Below are 24300 nucleotides of genomic sequence, written 5' to 3'. Positions count from 1 at the left end.
CAACAAATGATATAGAGGCAGGCAGAACAGGGGCGGTCCAATGAGGACGGCCCCTGTTTGTGATTTTGGCGTTCAGCCTTCTTCGTGCCCGCATTCTTCAAGCTCACTATCTTCATGCGTTTGTGCTTGCGGACAGAGCTCGAGATAGCTCATGAGCGCGGCAATTCCCTCGAATTGCAGCTTCAGGCGGAGATTCAGCCTGGTCAGTGCCAGGCGGAAGGAACGTTTGACGCTGGTAAGGCTGTGCGTGTCGAGATCGTGAAGCAGCTGCCGCATCAGCTCAATGGCGAATACCGTTTTGCGCAAGCTGCTGATGACGATGATCTTTCGGAGCTCGCCCGGCGAAAATAACCGGTAGCCGTTTTCGGGATGCCGCTCCGAGCGGATCAGGCCCTCGCTCTCCCAATGCCGGATGGCCGAAGCGTTGACGCCGGCAATCTGTGCCACCTCGCCGATGGACATCGTTTCGGGCAGTTTAAGATCATTGTACCGGGTCAGATCAGCCCGGCCGATCATGTCCATCATCGCTTCTACCCGCTGCTTCTCTTCCTGGGTCCCATAGAGCTGGCGGTTGATTAGCCATAACGCCTCCGTGGCCTTTCCTCCCCTGATCTGGCGCATCGACTCGTAGACGACGGCAAAATCGTACCCTTTCAGCAATATGCGGATGGCGGCGAATGCCCTCAAATGAACTTCATGATAGATTCGGCGCTGACTTCCGGATCGCGGTACAGGCGGCAGGAGGCCCTGGTCTTCATACCGCCGCAAGGTTGTCGTGCTGACTTTGAGGCGCTTTGCCAGTTGGGCCGGCGTATATACAAGCTTCATAAAGCATCTCCAATCCTTCAAGTAGAACCTTCAAGAACCATGACAATATTAAATTCCAAATCTCCCTTCAAATCAAGGCCTGTTTATCTCCGAAGCGAAAGATTGCCTCAATGTTGTATGATGGTTTTGTCTATGCATGAGAACAACGGAATCGGAGGGTAACAACATGTCCAATATCATCATCAACGGTGCGGCGGAGGGGAATTTGAAGCATATCGATCTGGAGCTGCCGCGTAATCGGCTGATCGTCTTCACCGGGTTGTCCGGATCCGGAAAAACGACGCTGGCGATGGATGTGCTCTTCCAGGAATGCCAGCGCCAATATCTGGAGGCCATCGGGATGCAGGGTATCCGGAAGCCTAAGTGTGAGTCGATCCGCGGCGTGTCCCCGGCCATTCTGATCAGCCAGACGGAAGCGAATAAAAATCCGCGCTCGACGGTCGGTACTTCTACGGATATCTACACCGATCTACGGATGGTGTACGAGAAGTTGGGCCACCGCAGATGCCCGAACTGCCAAGAAGACATTTCCGCCGCAGATTGCAAGGAAGAGACGGAGAAGCATGACGGCGAATTTAAAGTATTTATGATCTGCAGCCGCTGCGCGTTCCGGATGGAGAAGCTGACCCGTACCTCTTTTTCTTATAATACCAAGGAAGGCGCTTGTCCGGCCTGCGAAGGGCTCGGCAAAAAGCTGGCCATTCACGAGGAACAGGTTGTGCATGCCCGTTTGTCGCTGGAAGCAGGAGCAATCGATTTCTGGGAGCATCAGTACCGGTATTACCAGACGGCGGCAGTGTATCAGGCGTTTAAGCATTTTGGTGTTCCTGCCCGCCCGCAGACGCCAGTGGAAGCATTCACCCGCGAGCAGAAGACACTCTTGTTCCACGGAACCGATAGCTCGGAAGTGAAGCGGCTGTTCCCGGATGTGGCCGCGCCTAGAACCGTAGCCGCCGGCAAATTCGAAGGAGTGTTCACGACGCTTTGGCGGCGCATGGCCGAGAAAGGCGGGGAAGCCAAGAAGTACAACGGATATTTCAGCGAAGCCGTGTGCCCGGAATGCGGCGGAGAGCGTTTAAACGACCTTAGCCGCAGCGTGACGGTTCAGGGAAAGCGCCTGCCGGAGCTGTCGGTCCAGTCGCTCGAAGGCCTGCACGATTGGATCCTGAAGTTGCAAACTTCGATTGGCGGCAAGGCGCAGCCGCTCGTTGAAGTTTATCTGATTGACCTGAAGACAAAGATTCAGCGGATCGTCAACGTCGGGCTTGGTTATCTGTCGCTGGACCGGCAGACCATCACCTTGTCCGGCGGGGAGCTGCAGCGGGTAAAACTGGCGGCAACGCTTGACTCCGAGCTGACCGGCGTTATTTACATTCTCGATGAACCGACGGTCGGCCTGCATCCACAGGACACCGAAGGCGTCATTCACATGCTCCGGAAGCTGCGGGACAAAGGCAATACCGTCATCGTCATCGAGCATGACCCGGATGTGATGGCTGTGGCGGATTTCATCGTCGATATCGGGCCCGGCGCAGGAAAACATGGCGGAACGGTCATTGGAACCGGAACACTGGATTCGCTGCTGGAACAGGAGGTCTCGGTGACAGGGACCTATCTCAAAGGGCTGGACTCGCTGAAGAGAATTGGCAGGGATCACTTCCGGAAAGGCAACGGTCACCGCATCTGTATCGAACAGGCGAACCGCTATAATCTGAAAAATATCGATGTCTCCTTCCCCGCAGGCTGCCTGGTGGCGGTTACCGGAGTATCCGGTTCCGGCAAATCGACGCTGGTCTTTGACGTACTGGCGGAAGAGGATGCATTAAAACGCCAGGCCCGAGTGTCCGGGCTGGAGTCCTTTGACCGGGTGGTGACGATCGAGCAGTCGGCGATCAGCAAAATGAAACGCTCCAACGTAGCCACGTATTCGGAGGTGTACACGGAAATCCGCGGCATCTTCGGGAATCTACCGGAGGCCAAAGCCGCAGGCTTAAGCTCCAAACATTTCTCCTTTAACACGCCCGGAGGCCGTTGCGAGAATTGCGAGGGGCTGGGCTATGTGACCAGCCGTATGCTCTTTTTCCAGGATATCGAGGTCGTTTGTCCGGTCTGCGGCGGGAAGCAGTTTAGCGAACAGGTGCTGGCTGTGAAATACCAAGGGCATTCGATCAAGGATATTCTGCAATTGCCGGTAGAGGAAGCGGGGGCAGTCTTTGCCGATCACCGGAAAATCATGCGTATGCTGAACCTGCTGCAAGAAGTAGGACTCGGATATCTGGAGCTCGGGCAGACGCTGACGACTTTATCCGGCGGGGAAGGACAGCGGCTAAAGCTGGCAAAGGAGCTGATCACTCCGGCGGGCAAGCAGACCTTGTATTTGATGGACGAGCCGACGTCCGGGCTGCATCCCCTCGACGTGGAGAATTTTGTGGCCATGCTGAACCGCATGGTTGATGCCGGGAATACCGTTATCGTAGTCGAGCATAACCAGCAGGTGATCGAAGCATCGGACTGGATCATCGATTTGGGGCCGGAAGGCGGCAGCAAAGGCGGGGCGATCATGTTCGCCGGGACGCCGCGGGAACTGATGGAACAAGGGGTCAGCCCAACGGCCGTATGCCTCCGCAAAGCCCGCTAAAGCGGGTGGATTCGATTGCGGCATGCCGCGATTCCTGCTATACTTTTCGCATCTGAACGGAATTGGGGGTTATCCTGTGGCAATGCAGAATTGCTCGTTAGCTAGAAAGCCTCATGCAAAGCCTTGATTTAGGGCGATACTTTGCATGGGGATCGAAATGAGGACTTAATTTTATTGATCGCCCAAACTTGGAATTATCGTTTCTAATATCAGGCTTTGCACCTTATCTTTTACTCACTAAAAATAAGGGGCGAAAGCGAAATGAGTACATCATTTATTAGAAACCATCAATTTAATGTGATTAAGAAACAGTCCGATTTCCTGCTGAAGACGCTGCGGAGCGTCGCGGACCAGAAGGTCCTTAAGACGGTACGGTTCCGGACGGCGGTAAACATTGTGGAAGCATTTACGCACCTGACCGCGGACCAGCAGCGGATGCTTGAAACCGTATCGGATCTCACGAAGGCCGAGGATTTCCAGAAATACCTGGACAACCTATCCCCATACCGGGAGCCGTTCCCTGATATCACGCCGAAGCAGATCGAGAAGCTGTTTCCGAAGAATAAAAAGCTGAAGCTGCCTGATTTGCAGGCGATCGACTTCCGCCAGATCACGTATCTGAGCTGGACCGACATTGCAACGGGCAAGTTGTACATCGTGTACCCGTTCGAAGGCCAGTTTGTCGGGATTGAAGGAAGAATTTTGCCGACCCATAAAAAGGGGTATTGCCTGTTCTGCAACCGGCAGCAGGAATTGGCGTTCTTCACCGTCAAGACAAAGCCCACCGTGGCTTCCCAGGACAATTTTTCTTCAATCGGCCAGTATATCTGCATCTACAACCATGCCTGCAACCAGAGCATCACCAGCACGGAGGCATTGGAGAAGTACATTGTTACCATTCGTAAATAAGTGAACACGAAGGATGTTTCGTTAGCCTTATATGGCTTTCGAAGCATCCTTTTTCTTTTGCCGAAAGAAATGGATTATATATCTTCTACTGGGAATCATAAGGTTACTTTTTAGCTTTAAGGGAGTGGGGCGAATTGAACCAAGCTAATATCAATACCAATGACAAAACGGTAATCAAACTGACCGGGCAGTTAGAAAAGGATCTAAAGCAGGTTGAAGATCATTTTGAGCGCTGCTCGGATGTTGTATATAAAAGAATTGCTTTGGAAGAGAATTCTACAGAAGTTGTGGCGGTTTATCTGGACGGTTTGGTGGATGAGAGAAGAATTGATGTGGAGCTCCTTGATCCGTTGCGGGAACATATTGCAGCGCTTAAACAAAAAAAATTCGAAGAAGAACAAATAGGGATATTTGCACGGGCAAGTTATGCTAATCAGATTCGTACGACCGGCAGTATGGAAGATGCTATAACAGCGATGTGCAAAGGAGATACAGCCATTCTGGCAGAGGGGATGCCTGTCATCTTTCTAGCCAGCTTGAAAAAATGGGAGCAACGGGCAATAGAGGAACCGGTGTCAGAATCCGTTATCAGGGGCCCCAGAGACGGATTCAATGAGAATTTGCGTGTGAATACATCGCTTATTCGGCGGCGTCTGCCGAGCACGGAGCTTAAAATCGAAGCAATGCGTATCGGTCGCCTATCCCAAACGGATATAGCAATCGTATATGTAGACTCCATCGTCATGCCCGGATTAGTTGCGGAAATTAAATCCAGAATTAATAAGATCGATATCGATGCCGTTCTGGAAAGCGGATATATTGAAGAATTGATTTGCGACAGTACATTTTCGATTTTCCCCCAAATGATCAGCACGGAACGCCCTGACAGAGTTACTGCAGGAATATTGGAGGGAAGGGCAGCAATTATGGTGGATAATACGCCTTTTGCGCTGATTGCCCCATCTATTTTTGCCGATGCTCTCCAGGCCAGCGAAGACTATTACCAACACTTTATTGTTTCAACTGCGATCCGTTGGCTACGGCTATGCATGTCCATATGCGCCTTGATTTTTCCGTCGCTTTATATTGCAGTAACCACGTACCATCAGGAAATGCTTCCAACCAATTTGTTATTAAGCATTGCCTCATCCCGCGAGAATGTGCCTTTTCCGGCGATTATCGAAGCGCTTCTCATGGAAGCTGCCTTTGAGGCACTAAGGGAAGCAGGTATTCGGCTACCGCGCCCTGTGGGGCAGGCGGTGAGTATTGTCGGTGCTTTGGTCATAGGTCAAGCGGCGGTACAGGCGGGAATTGTATCGGCAACGCTAATCATTGTTGTTTCTTTTACAGGGATATCTTCATTTATTTTTCCGATCTATAATCAAGGATTGGCTATTCGGGTTTTACGTTTCCCTTTAATGTTGCTCGCCGGAATATTCGGTCTATACGGGATTTTCCTCGGACTTTTGCTAATACTGGCTCACTTGTGCAAACTGCGCTCCTTTGGAGTGCCGTATCTTTCCCCAGTCTCCCCGCTGAATATAGGCGACCTGAAGGATGTTTTAATCCGTGCACCCCGGAGCAAGATGACGAGCAGGCCAAGTCAGATTGGAAAAGCCAACAGAAAACGCGCAAGCCGATCGTGATCATCTTAGGCCATGAAATAGAATGATGTCGGAGGACCAACTCATGAGACATGCCTCGCTTCTGCTCCTTACTTTTATGATGTCCATATTGCTTTGTTCTTGCTGGAGTGAACGGGAGATCAACGAACTCGCTATTGTAACTGCTGCAGGTCTGGACCGAACAGAAAGTGGTAAAATTCGGCTTACTCTGCTGCTGGCAGTACCGCGGCTTTTCGGTACCGGCTCTGCTCAAGGGGGAGGGGAAGCGAAACTCGAAAGTTCTGCCGGCTGGGTAGTTAGCGAGGAGGGCGATACCATCATGGATATCACGCGAATGCTTCAGAAGAAACTGCCGCGGGTAATCACCTATTCCCATTGCCGGGTTCTGATCATCGGAGATTCATTAGCCAGAGATGGAATAACCCGTGTGCTCGATTTCTTTGAAAGATTCAGACAATCGCAGTTGATCAGTTATATCGCCGTGTCCAAAACAAGTGCGCTTGATATCTTGAATTTTAAGCCTAAATTTGAAAAGCTCACTTCAGAAGTTTTACGATCCGAGATGGGGCAAAACCTGACGCCAAGTATCCGATTAATTGATTTTCTAAATTACTTAATGTCCGAGGGGATTGAACCCTACGCACCGGTTGTGGAGATTGTGAATTCGCAGGATGAAGGGAAAAAAAGCTCCAGCAACCTGGCGATCAAAGGCATCGCCATATTTAAAAAAGACCGGATGGTTGGAGCATTAAACGATAAAGAAACCCGTGGCGTTTTATGGGTGAAGAACCAAGTGAACAAGGGCATAATTACGATTGAAATCCCCGGTTCTCATAAAAAGGGGAAGGTGAGTTCGGAACTGGAACGCGTTAATGTCTCCCGAAAAGTGTCTTTACATGGAGACAAAGTAGAGGTGACTTTAACCGTGAGGATTAGTGAAAATATTTATGAAAATACGTCCGATCTAAATTTAGACAATGAGGACAACGTGAAAATGATCCAAACTCAAGTTGAAAATGCAGTAAAGGAGCGTATCGAGGATTCAGGCAAAATCGTACAATCCGCTTATAAAAGCGATATATATGGTTTTGGACAGTCCGTTTACCGGCGGTATCCCAAGGCCTGGAATAACGGGTTAGGCAAACGATGGGAAGAAATATTTCCGGAAATAAAGCCTTCTATTATCGTTAGGGGAAGAATTATCCGATCCGGTTTAACCAATCATGTGATCATGCCGAGGAGTGAGCAGGATTGATTCAAATCTCAAGATATCAAATGTTCTCACTAATGGTTGTTTTTCAACTGGGCAGTACGATCATTTTTGGGTTTGCATCATCTGCTGGAAGGGATGCCTGGATTGCAACATTAATCAGCATGTTTCTGGGAGGATGTATAATCCTGATATATGCCCTCATCTACCGGTTAACCGGCGGATTAACTTTGGTCGATTGGTGGCCTGCCTACTTCGGAAAGTGGCTGGGAACGCCGATTGCCTGGCTTTATCCATTGCTATTTCTATATGATGCGGGTCGGATCGTAAGTGATGTAAGGTTCCTGTATCCGATAACCATATTACATAGCACCCCCAACTGGTTGATTGCCGTTACTTTTCTGCTGGTCATCCTTTATGTGCTGTTTGGAGGATTTGAAGTGCTTACTCGGATGGTCGGAGTGTTTTTTCCCGTAATCATCTTTTCTTTGATATTGGAGATCGTCCTGCTCGGCTTTTCCGGCAGAATTTATCTGCCCAATATGCTTCCATTATTAGGGGATGGCATGGGAAGGGTTTGGAGCGCAGTATGGCCATTGGGACTCATGCAAACTTACGGAGAGAGCATAGAATTTGCAATGTTCTGGGGCATGCTCAGCGACAAGAAAAAACTAACCCTCCCGATAATAAGCGCCTGTCTATTGTCTGGCATCAGCATTACCTTATTGGATACGCTGGCTGTTTCGGCTATGGGAGAGGGTGTTTTCAAGCAAATGATGTATCCCTCCTTTGCACTGTTGAAACTATCGAATATCGCTGATCTTCTTGAGAATCTGGATGCGATCGGGGTCATGTATCTAACGTTGACCGCTTTCAGCAAGCTGTCCCTCCATCTATTTGCAGCGGTGTTTTGCATGCGGAAGCTGCTGGCCGCTCAAAGCGATAAGGGGATCATTATTGCCGCGTGCATTATCACTTTTCTTCTATCCATGACAATGGTCGTCAGCTTTACAGGTCATCTTCAAGTAGCAACAACGGTACTCCCTTCAAAAATTTGGGTCCCATTGTTTATCTATCTCCCGGTGATTGTGTTATTGCTGATCCTACTCAAAAAACTGGCGAAAAGGAGCCAAAGAGTATGATTGAATATTGGGCGCCGTGGGAATCCACGAATTTTATCCATCATCCCTGGCGGTTTCAGCTTACCCTGGTTGCGGTCGCTGTTGTCTTGTCACCGGTTAGTTGGTTTAGAATGATGCGGAAAAAGAAAAAAAACAATGGCTCAAAAGAGTAAATACTTTTGCGGACGGTTTGTCGGGCTGCCATAACGGCAGCCCTTTTTTGTTGGTGCCGCTACAGACGGATATCCGCCGTATCCTGCACATATTCGATAAACCGCTTGGCCGCCGGCGAGAGATAGCGGTCTTTGCGCCACTTGAGCCCGATCTCCCAATCCCAGCCTTGTTCCTCCAGCGGTATCCACGCCAGACCCTCCAGCATCAGGCCGAAGGTCTGAGGCAGAATCGACACGCCCAATCCGGCTTTAATAAAACCGGCCACGGTGATTAGATCCTCGGCGTCATACGTAGAGGCAAGCTCAAAATTTGTATGCTGAAAACGGGCGTTTAACGTCGCTTTAAGCCCGCAATTGTTCTTTAACCCCACGAACGGCTCGCCGGAGAGCTCGTACAAGCTAACGCTGGACCGCTTCGCAAACCGGTGCTCTGCAGGCACGACGATGAACAGCGGACATGTTCGAATCACTATCCATTCGTGATTGCTCATCGTCGATTCTTTGGACGTAATCATCAGATCGGAAATGCCCTTATCCAAATATTCATCGATATCCCCCAAATTGCCTTGAAAAAGATTAAACCGCACCTGCGGATGCTCCCGCGCGTAATCGCGGATTAGCGAAGGCACGAGCTCCACGCCAAGAATGTTCAGATAGGAGATGTGTACGGTGCCGGTCTCCGGATGGACCCATTCGCCGATTTCACGTATGCCGTTCTGCAGGCTCTTTAGCGCTTCTTCCACCGAGTTGCCGAACATCTGGCCATAACGGTTCAATTGGACATTGCGCCCGTTTCGCTCGAAAAGCGGTACGCCGATTTCACTTTCCAGCTTAGAGATGGCGTGGCTGAGCGCAGGCTGCGTAATGTTCAGTTCTTTGGAAGCCATGGTCATATGCTGCAGCCGGGCGACAGTCAGGAAATATTCCAGCTGTGTCAGTTCCATTCGAACACCTGATTTCATTAATATAAGTAATCAATTTCATGAAAACTATAAATTAGACGCTTGAGTTCGTCAAGATTAGAATAGAAGATGTAGAGCGAAAGGAGAGAAGACATGATGCCGGCGTATGTTATTTTTATCCGTGAACAAGTGAACGATCCGGAAGAGCTAAAGCTTTATTCGGCCAAAGCGCCTGCCGCAAATGCCGGACATTCCCTGAGGCCATTGGCGCTATACGGGGATTACGAAGTGATTGAAGGTCCTGAAGCGGAAGGAGCGGTGATCCTGGAGTTTCCGGGCATGGCGGAAGCCAAAGCTTGGTACTACAGTCCGGCCTATCAGGAAGCGGTACAGCACCGCCTAAAGGGAGCGGCTTACCGCGGAATAATCATTGAAGGAGTATCGAAAGGATGATGAACATGGCAATTACGTATGCCAATCCATTAACTGAATTCGTAGGAAAAAAAGTGCTGGTTACCGGCGGGACGAAGGGTATGGGCGCGGCAATCGCGCGCCGTCTGGCATCAGCCGGGGCAACCGTCATGACGACGGCCCGCTCGGCGCCGGCAGAGCTAAGCGATCCGACTTTGTTTGTACAAGCCGACCTGACCGTTAAGGAAGGAGTGGAAAAGGTTGTTGCCGCCGTCCACGAACGTTTCGGAACGATCGATATTGTGGTCAATAACGTGGGCGGCAGCACAACCCCGCCCGGCGGCTTCCTCGCTGCGAGCGATGAGGACTGGCAGGCGGCACTCAACTGGAATCTGCTCGCTGCCGTCCGGCTCGACCGCGGCCTGCTTCCGCTGATGCTTCCGCAAAGAAAGGGCGTCATTATTCACATCTCTTCCATACAGCGCGTGTTGCCGCTTGTCGAATCCACCATTCCATATGCTGCTGCCAAAGCGGCTTTGAGCAACTATAGCAAAAGCTTGTCCAAAGAGTTCTCCCCGCAGGGCATACGGGTCAACCGTGTGGCCCCGGGTTTTATCCAAACCACAGCCGCTGACGCGATGATGCACAACATCGCAAAGGTGACAGGCAGCTTTGAAAGCGCCCTGCAGTCGGTCATGGATGCTCTCGGCGGTATTCCGCTGGGCCGTCCGGGTTATCCCGAAGAGGTGGGCGAGCTTGTCGCCTTTCTGGCCTCTGACCGTGCGGGGTCCATTACCGGCGCGGAGTATGTAATCGACGGCGGAACCGTGCCGACGGTGTAAGCGGAAGACGATTTTTCGGTACCGTTCAATGACAACGAACGTCAAATGAAACCAACCCAAATCTGCCATAGATGATGGCGGCTTTGGGTTGGTTTAGCGTTATTTCGCCCGAAGCGGCCTGAAGAAGGCGCGAATCTCCTCCGCCAGCAGTTCCGGTTCCTCCATCGCCGCGAAATGCCCGCCCCGGGGCAGCTCGGTCCACCGTGTTACATTCAGATTCCGCATTGCCCAGGCTTGGGGCGGAAGCAGAACATCACCCTTGAATAAAGCGAGTCCCGTGGGGACTTCGATACGGCTGAGCGGCGGCAGCGAATGCGTATTTTCGTAATACATGTTAGCCGACGACCCGAAGGTATTCGTTACCCAGTAAACCATAATATTCGTGAGCAGTTCATCCGTACTGAAGCGCAGCGCGAGATCGCCGCCGCAATCGCTCCAGGCCCGGAACTTCTCGAGGATCCAGCCCGCCAGGCCTGCCGGCGAGTCGGATAACCCATAGGCCAGCGTTAGCGGGCGCGTCGACTGAATCGACATATAGCCGGCTTCATCGGCCATCCATTCCGCCGCTTTTTCCTTATAGCTGCGTTCTTCTTCGGTCATGACCGGCGCGGCAGGCGCGGCAATCAGATTCCGGATAATGCCGATGTCGGTTAGATGGATGCCAATCAGCAACTCGGGATGGTTCGCCGCCAGGTAGCGGGTGACCCCGGAGCCCATATCGCCGCCCGCTGCGGCAAATTGGCTGTAGCCTAACTCGCGTGTCATCAGCTGCGCCCACATGTCTGCTACCTTGGCGTTGTTGATGCCCGGCTGTTTCGGACGGCTGGAGAAGCCGAAACCGGGCAAGGAAGGAACGATGACGTCAAAGGCATCCTTCGGATCGCCGCCATGGCTTGCCGGATCGATGAGCAGGGGAATGATTTTGCGATAGCGCAAAAAGCTGTCGGGCCAGCCGTGGGTCAAAATTAGGGGAAGCGGGTCTGGCCCTTGCCCGCGCTCATGGATCAAATGCACCTCCAGATCATCGATGGTGGCCCGGTAATGTTTAAGCCGGTTCAACTCGGCTTCCTGCGCACGCCAGTCGTAATGATCCTTCCAGTACGCAACGAGCGACTGGAGATCGCTTAATGCGGTGCCGCGCTCCCAATGTGTATGTTCCAATTGCTCCGGCCACCGGGTATGGTGTAGTCTGTACTGGAGATCTTCAAGAATTTCATCGGTTACATGAATGTGATAACGTTCAAGTGCCATGTCGGTTGTCCTCCTTCAGGAATGCTGAATATGTACCGTCAGTATAGCTCGGAGCAAGAGGATGATCACTGCCATAAACGAAGCTTTTAACTATAGTATTTGGATAGGTGAGGATGAACATGCCGCAATTCGACCGGTATAAACATCGGCAGGTAGACATCGAATTTGCCGCGGTGGAGGATTTTGACGGGCTTCCATATCCGGAGCGGAACTCGCTGGTAATGGTGACCTCCGGCAGCATCAGAGGGAATCTGAACGGACGGCCTATAGCCATTGAGGCTCCGGGTGTTCTATGTCTGGCCGCGGATGATGAGCTGGACATCGTGATAAAAGAGAATGTAGCCGCACAATCGTTCAGCTTTCATTCCGATTTTCTGATAACCGTCAGGCTGCCTGAAGCGAAGGGTTACATTCCGACGGGAGCCCGAATCCAGGTCGGCCGATCGTTTTTTGAAACTAAACCGCACACGGTGAGAGTGCCCCCCATCACCAAGCAGGCGTTCACGCAGCTTTTTGAATGGTTTTTTGTTATGGGCATGGAGGTTCAGGCGCAGAGCGACGCGCTTTGGGCGTGCAGGGTCAAAAAATATTTTATTCAAATTATGGGTCTGCTCGAAGACTTGAACCGTAGTCGCGGCCATTCGCCGGTGGATGCCGTGTTGGAATACATTCACACCCATTATTCGCAGAAAATCGCCGCGGAAGACCTGACCAACTGCGCGCATCTGAACCGGGTTACGTTAAATAAGCAGTTTCAGGACAGATGCGGCACCACGGCGATCGGTTATTTGCTGGCGCATCGTCTGATCGTGGCCGGCAATATGCTGACGCATACCGATATGAGCCTGAATGAGATTGCCCGCGCTACCGGGTTCGAATACGATACTTATTTCATAAAGCAATTTACGGCGAAAAGAGGAATGTCGCCCTCGGCTTACCGTTCAGCGACGCGCAAGTTCGCAGCCGAGCAATAAAACTTTAACAGGCACCGGAGATTCACAAATTTGCCAAGGCCCCTGATTATTAGCAGAAGGTTTTGAGAGTTGGGACCAAGAATATAGTCGCAATCCCAATTTATGAGAATCGAGTGGATAAAAATGAGCAACCCCATGGTAGCTGTGCTGAGAAGACAGCTGGAACCGACGCTCCAAATGCTGGAGCATCTCATCGCCGCTTGTCCGGATGATTTTTGGATGAACGCCAGGCAAAAATACTGGAGACATGTTTTTCATGCGACGACAAGTATGAAATTCTGGTTCAGGCCGCAAAGGGAAGAGGAATTCACCATCCCAAACTTCGGTAAGGACATTGTGGAAGACTTGGACAAGGAGTGCACCGACTATCCGACCAAGGAGGAAATGCATAAGTATGTGAAAGATATATTAGGCATGGCTTATGCGTTTATGGATGACCTGACCGACGAGAAGTTATTGGAGCCCTGCGTGCTGTTCGAAGAAATTACGAAAACGGATGTTATTCTCATGCAGATCCGGCATGTTCAGCACCATATCGGGTATTGCAATAGCATACTGAACTCAAAAGGGCTGGAAGCCGTCCAATGGGTGTGACCGCAAGACGATCGAAGGGATGAATCAAAAGTGAAACTGGAGCGTTTGCTTGGGATCGTGGTCTATCTATTAAATCGCGAAGTGGTCAGTGCCAATCAATTGGCGGAGAAGTTTGAGGTGTCGGTCCGAACCATACAGCGGGATATCGATTCCATCAACCTGGCGGGCATCCCGGTTACAGCGGTCCAAGGGAAAAATGGCGGGTATGGCATTCTGGACAGCTTTAAGCTGAACAAACAGGCGGCGACTGCAGAGGATTACCGGTTCATGATTACCGCATTAACGGGAATGAAAACCGCTCATCCGAATAAAAAAATTGCGGTTACCCTGGAAAAATACCAAAGCATGTTCAGGCAGGCGCGAACCGTTTCTTCCAGCATCCAGCTTGATTTCGGAGTCTCCCGCGAGGGCAGCGATATCGATGCCTACCTGGAAATCATAGAAACCGCAATTCAACATAAGCAGGCGATCACGTTTGAATATACCAACACTTACGGCGATCTGACCTTAAGGGAGACTGAACCGATCGGCGTAATCTATAAATGGTATGCCTGGTACATGCTTGGATATTGTATGGATAAGAAAGACTACCGGTTGTTTAAGGTAGCGCGGATGGGAAATGTAAAGAACAGCGAACGTTTTTTTTCCAAAATCCATGAGAGCTTTGAGCGTTTATTACAATCCCAGGAAGAGCAGGATCACAGGGAATATATGAATGTGGAGTTATTATGCAGTGCAAGGCTGCGCGTGTCCGTTGCGGAATATTTTCCAAATGCCGTGATATCAGAAGCCGATGCCGGACAAATACGGATATGCTTTCGCATACCGAAACATGAACGGGGCTGGAAGGGCCTGCTCTATACCTTCGGCAATCAAATTCAAATCGTAGGACCTGAAGAATTGAGACAGGAGTTTCTGAAGAAGGCCGAAGAAATCATTGCCGCCTACTCCTAAACTACGTCAAACAGTTGTCGTATTTCATCCCGTACAATAGATCTATAATAACGATTTGGGGGAGGATTTACCGATGATCAATGTTTTCGAAGAATGCCCGTCCTACAAGAAAACGCTGATAAATATACGTCTAATCCAGTTAGGTGACGTACAAGGACTGCTGCAGTGTTATTCGGATGAACAAGCCGTCCCATTATTTAATTCGGATAATTGCCACGGCGATGATTTCCACTATGAAACCGCGGAGCGGATGAAGCAGGCGATCGACGATTGGTTATATGCGTATCAACACAAATACTATGTGAGATGGACCGTTATTTTGAATGAGACGCAGGAGATCCTGGGGACGATTGAAATGGTTCGCCGGCATGCCGAAGATGCCTTTAAACATTATGGCATTTTAAGAATCGACCTGAAGAGTACATGTGAAGACCCAAACGTAATCGATGAGATCCTGGAGATAGCCGATGAGCACCTATATGAACTCTTCGATGTGAACGACATTCTTACAAAAGCGATTCCACAGGCTGCGGCAAGGATTGAAGCTTTGCTGGGTAAAGGCTATCGACCGCTGAATCAAAAGATGGTGATCTTTGATGATTATTTCGTGAAAAGCAAGCCGGTCACAAGTCCGGTGTAAACCCATTACAGGCATAACTCATTAGAGCAAAAGTCCGGAACCCGGGCCTTGCTCTTTTTCTTGCTCTTTTTTATGGGAATCCGGAAATCTTCGGCAAGTACAGCAATCATGCAAATGTACAGTAACATTTCCGCTGGCCGCGTGCTATTCTGGGGCTGCGAAACCGGAAATACACTTTGTAGATCAGGGAGGCAAAACGAATGAAAAGAATATCAAAATGGAAGCTGGGTCTAATCATCATGGCCATGCTGATGCTGGTGCCGGCGGGGACAGGCAGTGCGGCGCCTGTTTTGGAAGCGGTTCCTTTCCCGATGGATTCCAGCAATCAGGCCGGATGGTGGTCTCCGCTTGCTACGTATGGACTTGGTTACGAATATGCTTATATGGCTTATAATGCTCCGGGATCGATCGCGGGTAAACATACGGTTGCAATTGCCAGACGGGACAATGACGGGAATTGGAGCAAGCTGCCGCTAATGGACGGAACGGTGCCTGCAGAATACATCGACGATCTGGGGCATAATCAGCCATCGATAGCCAGAGACGGAAGCGGCCGGTTCCACGTATTTGCGTCCATGCACAGCAGTACATGGCATTATTTCCGCTCCGATACGGTAGGCGGCATTCCCCAGAATCACTCGGATGAGCTGCCTGCGGGCATGAATGTGACTTACCCAGTGCTGGCTACGGCTCCAAATGGGGATTTGTATTTGCTGGTTCGCGTGGACAAGGATACAGCAGGCAAAAGAGAGGCTGTTCTGTTCCGCTGGAATAACGCCGATTCGGTATGGACCCAGGTCAAAGTTATTGCGTCACACCTGAACCGGTCGGTCTATCCGGATGATTTGGTGTTCGATGCCAATGGGGATTTGCACATCCTGTTCGAATGGGCTTATTTTGCCGCGAGTCCGCTGCGCCATCAGCTGTCCTATTTAAAATACAGTCCGGCTACAAACGTGTTCACCAAAGCGGACGGAACAACGGTCACAACACCGGTATCTTTGACAACGGCGGATATTGTCCAGCCTCTGGCTCCTGGAGAAATGTACGTTCAAAGCGGCAGCGATCCGGGCGGTCCCGGCGTGCAAAGCGCAAAAATGACGGTGGACGGGGCTAATCATCCGGTGATCGCGTACCGTTATCGGGAAGAGGGAAGTACGGATTTTTCAATCAAGACGGCCACTTACGGAACAGGAGGTTGGACGCTACAGACGGTCTATAACGCAGCGCCCACAACGGCCGCGATCGATGTCACTTGGGCGGGAAATGCAGCCAGAATCTATTATGTGAAAAGCAGCGGAACGGACCGCGCCTTTATGGCCGTAAATACCGGCGGTATCTGGAACGAAACATCGCTTGCGCCAGGCATTCCGATCGAACGGCTGGCCGTTGACCGGAGCCCCAAAGGAACCGACATCCTGTATTTGGTTGACGTGACCAACCTGAAGCTATATTACGGGCGAAATGATTGAGTTAGTTTGCAGGTAGCGTTGAGCGGACGAGAGGAATAGATCAGGAGGAGCTGATTCCGGTAATGGGATTGGCTCCTTTTTTCTGTGAATATAAATGGAATAAAAAGGTAATAAGTAAAATGTATGAGGGAAGTGATGATAAAGTGATCGACAGCAAAGTCGGTGATTTTGAGGATAAAGAAACAACACTGCGATAAATTCTGAGAGTAATTAATGATGTAAATAAATCGAAAACCGTGAGTATTCCAGAGGTTTATGGAATTTGGGCCTGGCGAAGGATTTTTGCCTAGTCAGACAATGAATTCTGCAGATTAAGTCACTTAAAATACTTGGTCGTGGTTAATGATTGGAACCGGCTGATTTATTGCAGATAAATTTAAGCGCAGCTGACGCTGATAAAATGATCTGCAAAAAATTAGTAAATATAAATTCTAACAGAAAGATAAAAAACAAAAAAAGATAAAATACAAAAGATAAAAGTATGTCTAAATTCATTAAGTAACACCAAAGTATAAGTTTAATGAAATAACAGGATTCAGCCGCAAAGCAGCTTAGATAAGGTTGGTTTGAGTGTTTTACTCAGCACTTTTTCACAAAACCCGTATTTTGTACATAAGTATATGGGTTGGAGTTTAGGGCTTCTTGTTTTCAACTACCGTACTCCGTTAGTTCAGGCGAATATCGCAGTCCACTTTATTTGTCATTAATAAATATATCTCCTCAGCAGTCAATGAATTATATTTAGCCCACTAAATATATCACGTCGGCTTTGTGTACTTCATATAACGCTGTCTAACTCGCTCTAGGTCTCGGTTAATTTTGATCTGCTTGAATGAGTCCATATCGTCCAGGAGCTGCTTTACAGCCCTTTTACGCGGCTTATGTTATGTGGCTTGGCAGTTCGGTGCTGAACGAAATAATCATGGAGTTCACTATTTTTACGGATTGTATTAGGGTGAATGCCTTCACCCTCCGGATCCAACTCCCGAGTTAGTTCCGATACAGTACGATAAGAAACGGGACTATTATCTTTTACAAGCTTATCGATAGCAGCACATGATTAAAACCATCTAATTCAAAAGTCCAATTTCCTGATTATCTGTAAATCCTGAAAGCCAAGATAGAGAACCAACACTTCCGCACCTGTCTTCGTTTGTATTAAGGTTTGTACACTCCATATCATCGGCATCATTTGTATGTTAGTTCAATAAAGACTGAATAATGGGTACCGCCGAAAGGGTGTCTAAGCAAAAACCGTATCGCCATCACGGCGGTACGGTTTTTGTTAGTTTGAGTGTTCGCACTTTGGGCCAACTTTGCCGAAGTGAAGCTATTACTTTATCCGTGTTTCAACGAATAAGTCGGTTTCATTGTGTATTTCAGAAAGCTGGGAATGATAGATATAGTGTGATCCTTCAAGGATGGCTAATTCTGCGTTCTGGCCGAGCCGTTTCAAATGCTCTGACTGGTATTCCTCTCCTGTTTTTGAAGCGCCTATTATCAAAACAGGAATGTTTTCTGGAAAATCCATATCCATTACTTGAAGAATATTATCATTTAGACGCTTCATCTGATCTATGAGATTATCATTATTTACATGGTTCATAAATTTGGTGTAATCATCAATTTCTTGTTCGGTATACCCATTAGATTCCTTCATGGAAAGCACGGATGATACGATAAGAGGATTAACATATCGACCTAGCCCAATAGCCTCCTGTATTTTACTTATCCCATACGCAAAACCGGGTGTTTCGGCTCCCTTCTTAGCCGATGATGTTGGATCGAGCATAATAATTCCGGATATTTCATCAGGGTATGTTGATGCGTAGTGTTCAGTGTAAATGCCAGATCCGGAATGAGGCATTAGTAAATACGGAGGGGAAAAACCAGCTTCGGATAAAGCCGTTCTTATTTCTTGTGTAACATTTTCATTCGTCCTAGGCACTTCTGTTTCATCGCTAAAACCAACACCAAAATACTCAACACAGACAACGGTATAATTTTTTGACAACTCTCGCATCAACGGCCCGAAATCAGCAGAAGGCAACGGATTTCCAAAACCCGGTAGTAGCACAATGTTTTTTTCTCCTTCACCCATTGAATAGATGTGCATGTTTTGACCGTTTACTTCAACCATTTCTCCATATGGTGTAATTTTATCTAACTCATTGGAAAAAAACACCTGATTGATAATTAGGCTAATAAGGTTTATCGATACAATAATGCATAGGATAACAGCAAGAATAGTCAACATTTTTTCTTCCACCTTTTATTACTTGTGTGTTTACGCATTTCTATTTCTCACTTTCTTCGGGGGGGGCAGATATAATTGAAATATCTCTTGGTCTTCTTCCTTCTGACATTTCGTGCGAGTGTTTTATGAGTAAGCCTTGTAGTTCTAAAAGGAATTGGTCAAATTCCCGATCGTCCATCATTAAGATAGTATTATTGAAAAATATCTTGTTGTTTCCCGGCTTAAAGTTCTCTCGATTGAAATACTTATCAAATTTTGTATAGATGTTCATAAGGAACGTAAACACCTTTTTAGGGACGTCCTCCATAGTATTTTGCTTGCTCAATTCATCCGTATTGAGCGAAAGAGTCCTCTCAACACTTCCACGTACTTTTCTTTCCTCAACAACTGTCAGCACATGGGCATCTATTAGGATGTTGATATGCCGATATAGAGTAGTTCGTGGAACATCACTTATTATTTCGCATAACTCGGTAGCTGTCTTTTTTTCTTGCGAAGCAAGTATCTGTACAATTCTCATTCGCGTAGGATTTATCATTACATCATATATATCCTTTGACATGTTACACCTCCATTGTTTCCAAATATAATATTAATACCAATAATGGAATTATACAAGTCGTTTCACATTTCTTAATGAAATCCATTCTTTTAACAGAAGGTTACAATATCTGCTCTTTCAGCTGTCTCAATGAGCTCCTGACTGTATTCTCCGTCCTATTATTTCCTATCGAATGCATAGAATATTCTTTAAATGAAAAATCTTCATTGTCACTGTAAGAGTTATTTCGTACATTGCCGCCAGTTGGCAATAGTAGCAGTTGTCGATGCGTTGTAGTGTGTCTGCCCTTGGCGTCATCTTTCCGTATCGCCTCTTTCTTTAGCACATCCTGCCCGATAAGGCGGTTAATGAGCGTAGACTTGCCTACGCCTGATGAACCGACAAATGCGATTGTTTTCCTTGCCCGACATAAGTTCTAATTTCACCCAGCCGATCCCCGTTTTACGACGAACAGGTAATCACATCCACACCCATGCAATCGCAAGCAATATCCTCCAATTTCTGCGGCAAATCATCACATAAGTTGGACTTCGTCAGGACGACAACCGGGGTTGCCCTACTATCCCAAACTCTTGTATGGCCGCTATAATATAAGTCTTCATACAAATCCCTCCCCTGCCTGTTAGCTTAATAAATTTAATTAAAAGTTATCAATGACATGGTATTTCAAAAATTAGAAAAGCTTTCAAATGAAAAAAAGGAAGATATTCCTGTGGACTATGTATTAGTTTATATAGAGTCAGTCTACATCCGTATCATTCAACATTGGTTGGAGACTGCTTTAAAAACATCACCTCAAGAAACCACAAAGATATTTATGAAGCTTTTAGCTTGTGGAACAAATGGAGTTAGTGGACTGTTTAAAGAGTTACCCGATCTCGAGAACTTGTTTTAACAGTTTAAGATATATTTAAAACAAAATTATCTTTATGGAAAATGGGCTTTACAAGCATGCGGTTATTTCCCCTACTTATTATGACTTTTCTTAAATCAATTCCAATGAATTATGGATTTTCACCACACTGACGTAGTTTTAGCCTATTTTATTAATTAACTTGGACTTTGTTGGATGTCTTACTTGTCTTACTTCTTAACATTATCTTTAAATCCTGAATTATTGATTAAACATTCATCAAATCGGCAATAGTACCATGTTCTTGTCCATTATCGGCAATGGGACCAAGTTCTTTTCCTGAGCAAAGGACAAGAACTTGGTCCCTTAAAACAGAAAACCCGCGCTGGGCGCGGGTTATTATGGGATATGTTCTTGTCCTCCGACAATTGATAAAATATGATGTGCCACATGATCACATTATATAGGTTTGTTTATGAGTTGTTCTCTTCGCTTGAAATACTAAGTTGTTTTTCTTTCTTATAATGTAGAACAAGGAAAGTTATGACGAAAAGAATACCCCCAAAAGTCCAATATGGATTTTGGGCGGTTTATTGTTTTGCCTATTTCGCTTGAACGGCCTGCCTGTTCACGGTCTGCCTGTCTACACGCTGTTCTAAAATACTTTGTAATTGTTCTCGACAATGCTTTCATAATATCTCTTTCTTACAAATACTTATTGAGATGCTTGTTTAAGAGCATTTATAAATACCTCTGTTGGTTGTGCGCCGGATATCGCGTATTTTCTATCAATGACAAAGAAAGGTGCTCCTGTTATCCCTAATTGCTTTGCTGTGGCTTCATCTGAACGGACTTCGTTAGCATATTTGGATGAATCACGGAGAATTGCCATTGACTCGTCCCTATTCATCCCAACGGATTCTGCAATATCTGCTAATGTATCATGATCGCTAATTAGCTAGGCGTCCGTGTAATAAGAATAGAACAGCTTCTCTGCTAATTCCTTATCTTTACCAACAGATTTGGCATATTGGGTTAAACGATGAGCATCAAACGTATTGGTGGGCTTCACCAATAGCTTCGATAGCCGCCTGTCACATTCTTCACGGTGCCTTTTTGTTTCAGAATCCGGGAGGCAATATATTCTGCGCCAGGTATCCTGCCATATTGACCGGATCTTTGGCGGAGGAGAACGGCGGCGCATAGGTCGGTTCAAGCTCAGCAAGATCGTTCACCGTGCCTTTCAACCTCTGAACTGTAGCTATGATGTCGATGCGTTTATCAATCCCTTTTTCCTGATATACTCTAAATCGATTTGTAGATAGGCCTGTGATACTGCTTTAAGACGCATCTCTTCATCTGTTAAGTGTTATCATCGTTGTTTGTATAGATGAATGTCCTAACGTTGCTTTTTTTGTCTTCCGACGTTGAGGAACTCACATCATTTTTTTCCAAAAAATACGCCAAAATCAAAGTATTTATACATACAATCAACAGCTTGAAATCCTGCTTGCTCCATCCATTTGATCTGATCACCTAAATTTGCATTGATATCCAATTTCCTTCTTTCTATAGATGCGTCGATTGACTCCTGGGTAAGCCCACTCTTGTTAATGTGCTCAATCCAACGTTGTTTAAAATAATGATCAGTCATAGAATCATTTCCCTTTACTTGGTCTGCATTTACAAAAATACCGCCGACATTTAATAACTCATAAATTTTAGAAAATAATTGTTTCTTGGCTATGTGAGTCAAATGATGTATCGACAATGAAGAAATGACAATGTCATAGGACTGGGAAAATGTTAAGTTTGAATAGTCCGCAACTACATATTGGAAATTATCTAATTGGTGAAATCTTTTACGTGCTCCTTCCAACATTTTTTCACTCAAATCCACTAGTGTAAACCGCGAGTTAGGGTACTTTTGGTAGACCATGCCAGAAAAAAGCCCTGTTCCCGCACCTAGATCAAGAATATTTGGGCAGGGATTGTTACACTCAACCACGGATAAGGCCACCCCATAAAATTCTTCGAAACAAGGAATTAGTTGTTTTCTCTGCAGGTCATAATCAATGGCGATTGCATCAAAAAGTTTCTTCACGGATAAATCCATATCATTGCCTCCTTCACAATTTTAATCTTCATTGTAACGAGTGCGTTGTAATAGATGAAATATATAAAACTTATATTGTTAATAGGAAGTAACTATATCTTACGGATCAGTGAACCTGACGCTCAAATAACACATGCCGTTGATTCATTTTTGTAAGCCGACGCAATAAAAAGATATTGATAAGCAGCAGCAACAAGCCCGCGCCTAGCAAGATCTGTGGACTGAGGAACAGTATTCCAGTGATTTGGGAAATAGGAGCCCCGATTAAAGGCAGTATAACGACTCCTCCTAATTGCTGTGCCTCTTGAAATCCTTTGCAACGTGCGGAGATGAAAATGCTAATCAGAATAACTAATCCGGTAAACATCGGCGTCACCCACAGCAGGATGATACCCCAGGACAGGTTCGGGAAAATGAAACCATCGAACATGGTATACGACAGTCCGTTAATAATGATACCGCACAGGACAAAGCTGGCTAGTGTGATGATGAAGGTTGGGATGAAGGTTGCAACTAATTTTCCCATGAACAGGTCTTTCACTTCAATTGGGGCAAAAAGCAGACTTTCAAGCGTTCTACGTTCTTTCTCTCCAACCATACTGTTCAGCGCGATCATTAAGGAGTTTAGAACCGGGATAAGCATGAAGAATGGTCCAAGCATGTAGTTGACGAAAATGTAGATGATCTGATGGTTAATTGTGGGAAGTTGCGTAATTTGCTCCTTCTTATCCCCTTCAGGCAGTTGCATAATAACCTTCTGTACCATGTTCACTAAATCAGCATCGACAATGTTCACCATTTTCATCACAAGGATCAAGACACCTGGAAACAATATGGCGAACACAAGTGGAAGTAAGATAAGCCCAATCCATACTTGCACATTACTTGTGATCGCCTTTATGTCTTTTTGAGCTATAGCTCTAATCTGGCTCCAATTCATCGTTGTTCACCCTTCACGTGAAAATATAGTGATTCCAGATCATTATTAATAATCTCAGCAGTGTGTACCCATGTCTCTTGCAGGATTTGACGGAGTAATACTGAGATCAAATCGGTTGATGGCAGCTCCACTAGGATCTCACCAGGCCCAAGTCGTTGGACGGGATAACCTTGGTATCTTTCTTGTTCTATGGATAAACCGGTTGTTAAACGAAGCTGTATCTTCTTAATGTGCTTCTTCTCCAACTCTGCTTTCGTCCCGGTGTCCAAGATTATGCCGTTGTTGATGAAGATATAGGAGTGGCACAGTGATTCCAATTGATGCAGCACATGCGAACAGAGGATGATCGTTGTTCCGGAGGTTTGGTTCATCGCTTTCAGGTCGCTTATTACTTGCTTGATGCCTTCCGGATCGAGACCGTTTGTCGGTTCGTCCAGAAACAAAATCTCCGGTTGATGGAGAAGTGCTTTCGCCAAGGCTAGACGTTTTTTCATACCTGTACTATAGCTGCCGACTTTCTTATCTTGTGCATCTGCCAGGCCGTATTGTTTCAATAATCCTCGGATTCGCTGTTCATCATTGTAGTTGTACAGTTTGGCGAAAAATCGCAAATTATCTATACCGCTCATCTCATGATAAAGCCCTGCCCCTTCCGTAACCACACCACTGTGGCGTCGGATGGCATTTCCATCGGTCACCGGATCGTAACCATTCACCCGCATCATGCCCCGATCCGGAAGGATGACGCCATTCATTAAGCGTACTAACGTTGTTTTTCCAGAGCCATTAGGGCCAAGTAGGCCAACGATAGACCCTTTCTCAATTGAGAAGGAAACTTCTTTTAAAACGTTCTGTGTGCTGTAGCTTTTATCAATGTCACGAACTTCGATGTAAGATGATTTCAAAATAAATGCTCCTTTATACTCATTTGTTGAAACCACAGCCAAGCCAAACTATATGCCGTGATTTCAAAAGCACAAAGCATGATTACATTCCATTTTGGCATTTGGGTGCCACTACCTAAGGAA

25 protein-coding genes are annotated in these 24300 nt (G+C 47.1%); 15 read left to right on the top strand and 10 right to left on the bottom strand.

Going from position 1 to position 24300, the window contains the following annotated elements:
- Positions 1-72: 72 nt before the first annotated feature.
- The gene (locus tag BMW84_RS05110; RefSeq protein ID WP_091065166.1) at positions 73-828 is read right to left on the bottom strand and encodes a MerR family DNA-binding transcriptional regulator; all 756 of its coding nucleotides are present in this window, start codon (positions 826-828) and stop codon (positions 73-75) included.
- 166 nt (positions 829-994) lie between these two features.
- Here BMW84_RS05110 and BMW84_RS05105 point away from each other — a divergent pair, with 166 nt between their 5' ends.
- The 6 genes from BMW84_RS05105 (at position 995) to BMW84_RS24675 (ending at position 8504) form a co-directional block, all read left to right on the top strand.
- Entirely contained in the window at positions 995-3466 is a 2472-nt protein-coding gene (locus tag BMW84_RS05105; protein ID WP_091065165.1) for an ATP-binding cassette domain-containing protein, read from the top strand.
- Between the two features lie 261 nt (positions 3467-3727).
- Positions 3728-4375: a FusB/FusC family EF-G-binding protein gene (locus BMW84_RS05100; RefSeq protein WP_091065163.1), complete on the top strand. Its 648-nt coding sequence runs from the start codon at positions 3728-3730 to the stop codon at positions 4373-4375.
- A gap of 134 nt (positions 4376-4509) precedes the next feature.
- A complete protein-coding gene (locus tag BMW84_RS05095; protein ID WP_091065162.1) occupies positions 4510-6021 on the top strand; it encodes a spore germination protein in 1512 nt (503 codons plus the stop codon).
- 43 nt (positions 6022-6064) lie between these two features.
- Positions 6065-7255: a Ger(x)C family spore germination protein gene (locus tag BMW84_RS05090; RefSeq protein WP_175498680.1), complete on the top strand. Its 1191-nt coding sequence runs from the start codon at positions 6065-6067 to the stop codon at positions 7253-7255.
- Complete coding sequence (locus BMW84_RS05085; protein ID WP_091065159.1) at positions 7252-8352, top strand: GerAB/ArcD/ProY family transporter; 1101 nt, start codon at positions 7252-7254, stop codon at positions 8350-8352. Before BMW84_RS05090 ends, BMW84_RS05085 begins: the two co-directional genes overlap by 4 nt.
- Positions 8349-8504 (top strand): hypothetical protein, encoded by a 156-nt coding sequence (locus BMW84_RS24675; protein ID WP_175498679.1) that lies wholly within the window; start codon positions 8349-8351, stop codon positions 8502-8504. The genes BMW84_RS05085 and BMW84_RS24675 overlap by 4 nt, the downstream gene beginning before the upstream one ends.
- 59 nt (positions 8505-8563) lie before the next feature.
- Here the strand turns inward: BMW84_RS24675 and BMW84_RS05080 are convergent, their stop codons facing one another.
- The gene (locus BMW84_RS05080) at positions 8564-9448 is read right to left on the bottom strand and encodes a LysR family transcriptional regulator (RefSeq protein WP_091065157.1); all 885 of its coding nucleotides are present in this window, start codon (positions 9446-9448) and stop codon (positions 8564-8566) included.
- A gap of 114 nt (positions 9449-9562) precedes the next feature.
- On the opposite strand from BMW84_RS05080, the gene BMW84_RS05075 reads away from it, so the two are divergent.
- Both BMW84_RS05075 and BMW84_RS05070 read left to right on the top strand, forming a co-directional pair.
- The gene (locus BMW84_RS05075; RefSeq protein ID WP_091068076.1) at positions 9563-9859 is read left to right on the top strand and encodes a DUF1330 domain-containing protein; all 297 of its coding nucleotides are present in this window, start codon (positions 9563-9565) and stop codon (positions 9857-9859) included.
- Between the two features lie 5 nt (positions 9860-9864).
- A complete protein-coding gene (locus tag BMW84_RS05070) occupies positions 9865-10659 on the top strand; it encodes an SDR family oxidoreductase (protein ID WP_091068075.1) in 795 nt (264 codons plus the stop codon).
- Between the two features lie 99 nt (positions 10660-10758).
- Here BMW84_RS05070 and BMW84_RS05065 read toward each other — a convergent pair whose 3' ends face one another.
- On the bottom strand, positions 10759-11910 hold the full coding sequence (locus BMW84_RS05065; protein WP_091065155.1) for an epoxide hydrolase family protein: 1152 nt from the start codon (positions 11908-11910) through the stop codon (positions 10759-10761).
- Positions 11911-12029: 119 nt separating this feature from the next.
- Here BMW84_RS05065 and BMW84_RS05060 point away from each other — a divergent pair, with 119 nt between their 5' ends.
- From BMW84_RS05060 to BMW84_RS25130, 6 genes are all read left to right on the top strand, one after another.
- Entirely contained in the window at positions 12030-12884 is an 855-nt protein-coding gene (locus BMW84_RS05060) for an AraC family transcriptional regulator (protein WP_091068072.1), read from the top strand.
- Between the two features lie 123 nt (positions 12885-13007).
- A complete protein-coding gene (locus tag BMW84_RS05055) occupies positions 13008-13478 on the top strand; it encodes a DinB family protein (RefSeq protein WP_175498678.1) in 471 nt (156 codons plus the stop codon).
- A 30-nt stretch (positions 13479-13508) separates the two neighbouring features.
- Positions 13509-14432 carry a helix-turn-helix transcriptional regulator gene (locus BMW84_RS05050; RefSeq protein ID WP_091065150.1) on the top strand — a complete coding sequence of 308 codons (924 nt, stop codon included), beginning with the start codon at positions 13509-13511 and terminating at the stop codon, positions 14430-14432.
- A 73-nt stretch (positions 14433-14505) separates the two neighbouring features.
- A complete protein-coding gene (locus BMW84_RS05045; RefSeq protein ID WP_091065149.1) occupies positions 14506-15072 on the top strand; it encodes a GNAT family N-acetyltransferase in 567 nt (188 codons plus the stop codon).
- Positions 15073-15272: 200 nt separating this feature from the next.
- Positions 15273-16544 carry a BNR-4 repeat-containing protein gene (locus BMW84_RS05040; RefSeq protein ID WP_091065147.1) on the top strand — a complete coding sequence of 424 codons (1272 nt, stop codon included), beginning with the start codon at positions 15273-15275 and terminating at the stop codon, positions 16542-16544.
- A 62-nt stretch (positions 16545-16606) separates the two neighbouring features.
- Positions 16607-16741 (top strand): hypothetical protein, encoded by a 135-nt coding sequence (locus tag BMW84_RS25130; protein WP_302848084.1) that lies wholly within the window; start codon positions 16607-16609, stop codon positions 16739-16741.
- Between the two features lie 1136 nt (positions 16742-17877).
- Here the strand turns inward: BMW84_RS25130 and BMW84_RS05035 are convergent.
- The 3 genes from BMW84_RS05035 to rsgA form a co-directional block, all read right to left on the bottom strand.
- Positions 17878-18801 (bottom strand): alpha/beta hydrolase, encoded by a 924-nt coding sequence (locus BMW84_RS05035; protein WP_091065144.1) that lies wholly within the window; start codon positions 18799-18801, stop codon positions 17878-17880.
- Positions 18802-18841: 40 nt separating this feature from the next.
- On the bottom strand, positions 18842-19363 hold the full coding sequence (locus tag BMW84_RS05030; protein WP_091065143.1) for a helix-turn-helix domain-containing protein: 522 nt from the start codon (positions 19361-19363) through the stop codon (positions 18842-18844).
- Positions 19364-19463: 100 nt separating this feature from the next.
- Positions 19464-19754, bottom strand: a complete 291-nt coding sequence (gene rsgA / locus BMW84_RS24930; RefSeq protein ID WP_217646126.1) for a GTPase RsgA — start codon at positions 19752-19754, stop codon at positions 19464-19466.
- 258 nt (positions 19755-20012) lie between these two features.
- On the opposite strand from rsgA, the gene BMW84_RS25210 reads away from it, so the two are divergent.
- Complete coding sequence (locus BMW84_RS25210; protein WP_368086713.1) at positions 20013-20258, top strand: TetR-like C-terminal domain-containing protein; 246 nt, start codon at positions 20013-20015, stop codon at positions 20256-20258.
- Positions 20259-20931: 673 nt separating this feature from the next.
- Here BMW84_RS25210 and BMW84_RS25020 read toward each other — a convergent pair.
- The 4 genes from BMW84_RS25020 to BMW84_RS05000 form a co-directional block, all read right to left on the bottom strand.
- Positions 20932-21171 (bottom strand): DsbA family oxidoreductase, encoded by a 240-nt coding sequence (locus BMW84_RS25020; RefSeq protein WP_302848095.1) that lies wholly within the window; start codon positions 21169-21171, stop codon positions 20932-20934.
- Between the two features lie 486 nt (positions 21172-21657).
- Positions 21658-22332 (bottom strand): class I SAM-dependent methyltransferase, encoded by a 675-nt coding sequence (locus BMW84_RS05010; RefSeq protein WP_091065136.1) that lies wholly within the window; start codon positions 22330-22332, stop codon positions 21658-21660.
- 106 nt (positions 22333-22438) lie between these two features.
- Positions 22439-23272, bottom strand: a complete 834-nt coding sequence (locus tag BMW84_RS05005; RefSeq protein WP_091065134.1) for an ABC transporter permease subunit — start codon at positions 23270-23272, stop codon at positions 22439-22441.
- Positions 23269-24177 carry an ABC transporter ATP-binding protein gene (locus BMW84_RS05000; protein ID WP_091065131.1) on the bottom strand — a complete coding sequence of 303 codons (909 nt, stop codon included), beginning with the start codon at positions 24175-24177 and terminating at the stop codon, positions 23269-23271. The genes BMW84_RS05005 and BMW84_RS05000 overlap by 4 nt, the downstream gene beginning before the upstream one ends.
- Positions 24178-24300: the final 123 nt, after the last annotated feature.

Source organism: Paenibacillus sp. NFR01, assembly GCF_900111565.1.
Lineage (GTDB): Bacteria > Bacillota > Bacilli > Paenibacillales > Paenibacillaceae > Paenibacillus_AQ.
This window is presented reverse-complemented; position numbering and strand designations above follow the sequence as displayed.

Coding starts and splice junctions, on each gene's coding strand:
- BMW84_RS05110 (WP_091065166.1), bottom strand. CDS start 828: ATGAAGCTTGTATATACGCCGGCCCAACTGGCAAAGCGCCTCAAAGTC.
- BMW84_RS05105 (WP_091065165.1), top strand. CDS start 995: ATGTCCAATATCATCATCAACGGTGCGGCGGAGGGGAATTTGAAGCAT.
- BMW84_RS05100 (WP_091065163.1), top strand. CDS start 3,728: ATGAGTACATCATTTATTAGAAACCATCAATTTAATGTGATTAAGAAA.
- BMW84_RS05090 (WP_175498680.1), top strand. CDS start 6,065: ATGAGACATGCCTCGCTTCTGCTCCTTACTTTTATGATGTCCATATTG.
- BMW84_RS24675 (WP_175498679.1), top strand. CDS start 8,349: ATGATTGAATATTGGGCGCCGTGGGAATCCACGAATTTTATCCATCAT.
- BMW84_RS05080 (WP_091065157.1), bottom strand. CDS start 9,448: ATGGAACTGACACAGCTGGAATATTTCCTGACTGTCGCCCGGCTGCAG.
- BMW84_RS05075 (WP_091068076.1), top strand. CDS start 9,563: ATGCCGGCGTATGTTATTTTTATCCGTGAACAAGTGAACGATCCGGAA.
- BMW84_RS05070 (WP_091068075.1), top strand. CDS start 9,865: ATGGCAATTACGTATGCCAATCCATTAACTGAATTCGTAGGAAAAAAA.
- BMW84_RS05065 (WP_091065155.1), bottom strand. CDS start 11,910: ATGGCACTTGAACGTTATCACATTCATGTAACCGATGAAATTCTTGAA.
- BMW84_RS05060 (WP_091068072.1), top strand. CDS start 12,030: ATGCCGCAATTCGACCGGTATAAACATCGGCAGGTAGACATCGAATTT.
- BMW84_RS05055 (WP_175498678.1), top strand. CDS start 13,008: ATGAGCAACCCCATGGTAGCTGTGCTGAGAAGACAGCTGGAACCGACG.
- BMW84_RS05045 (WP_091065149.1), top strand. CDS start 14,506: ATGATCAATGTTTTCGAAGAATGCCCGTCCTACAAGAAAACGCTGATA.
- BMW84_RS05040 (WP_091065147.1), top strand. CDS start 15,273: ATGAAAAGAATATCAAAATGGAAGCTGGGTCTAATCATCATGGCCATG.
- BMW84_RS25130 (WP_302848084.1), top strand. CDS start 16,607: ATGGGATTGGCTCCTTTTTTCTGTGAATATAAATGGAATAAAAAGGTA.
- BMW84_RS05035 (WP_091065144.1), bottom strand. CDS start 18,801: ATGTTGACTATTCTTGCTGTTATCCTATGCATTATTGTATCGATAAAC.
- BMW84_RS05030 (WP_091065143.1), bottom strand. CDS start 19,363: ATGTCAAAGGATATATATGATGTAATGATAAATCCTACGCGAATGAGA.
- BMW84_RS05010 (WP_091065136.1), bottom strand. CDS start 22,332: ATGGATTTATCCGTGAAGAAACTTTTTGATGCAATCGCCATTGATTAT.
- BMW84_RS05005 (WP_091065134.1), bottom strand. CDS start 23,272: ATGAATTGGAGCCAGATTAGAGCTATAGCTCAAAAAGACATAAAGGCG.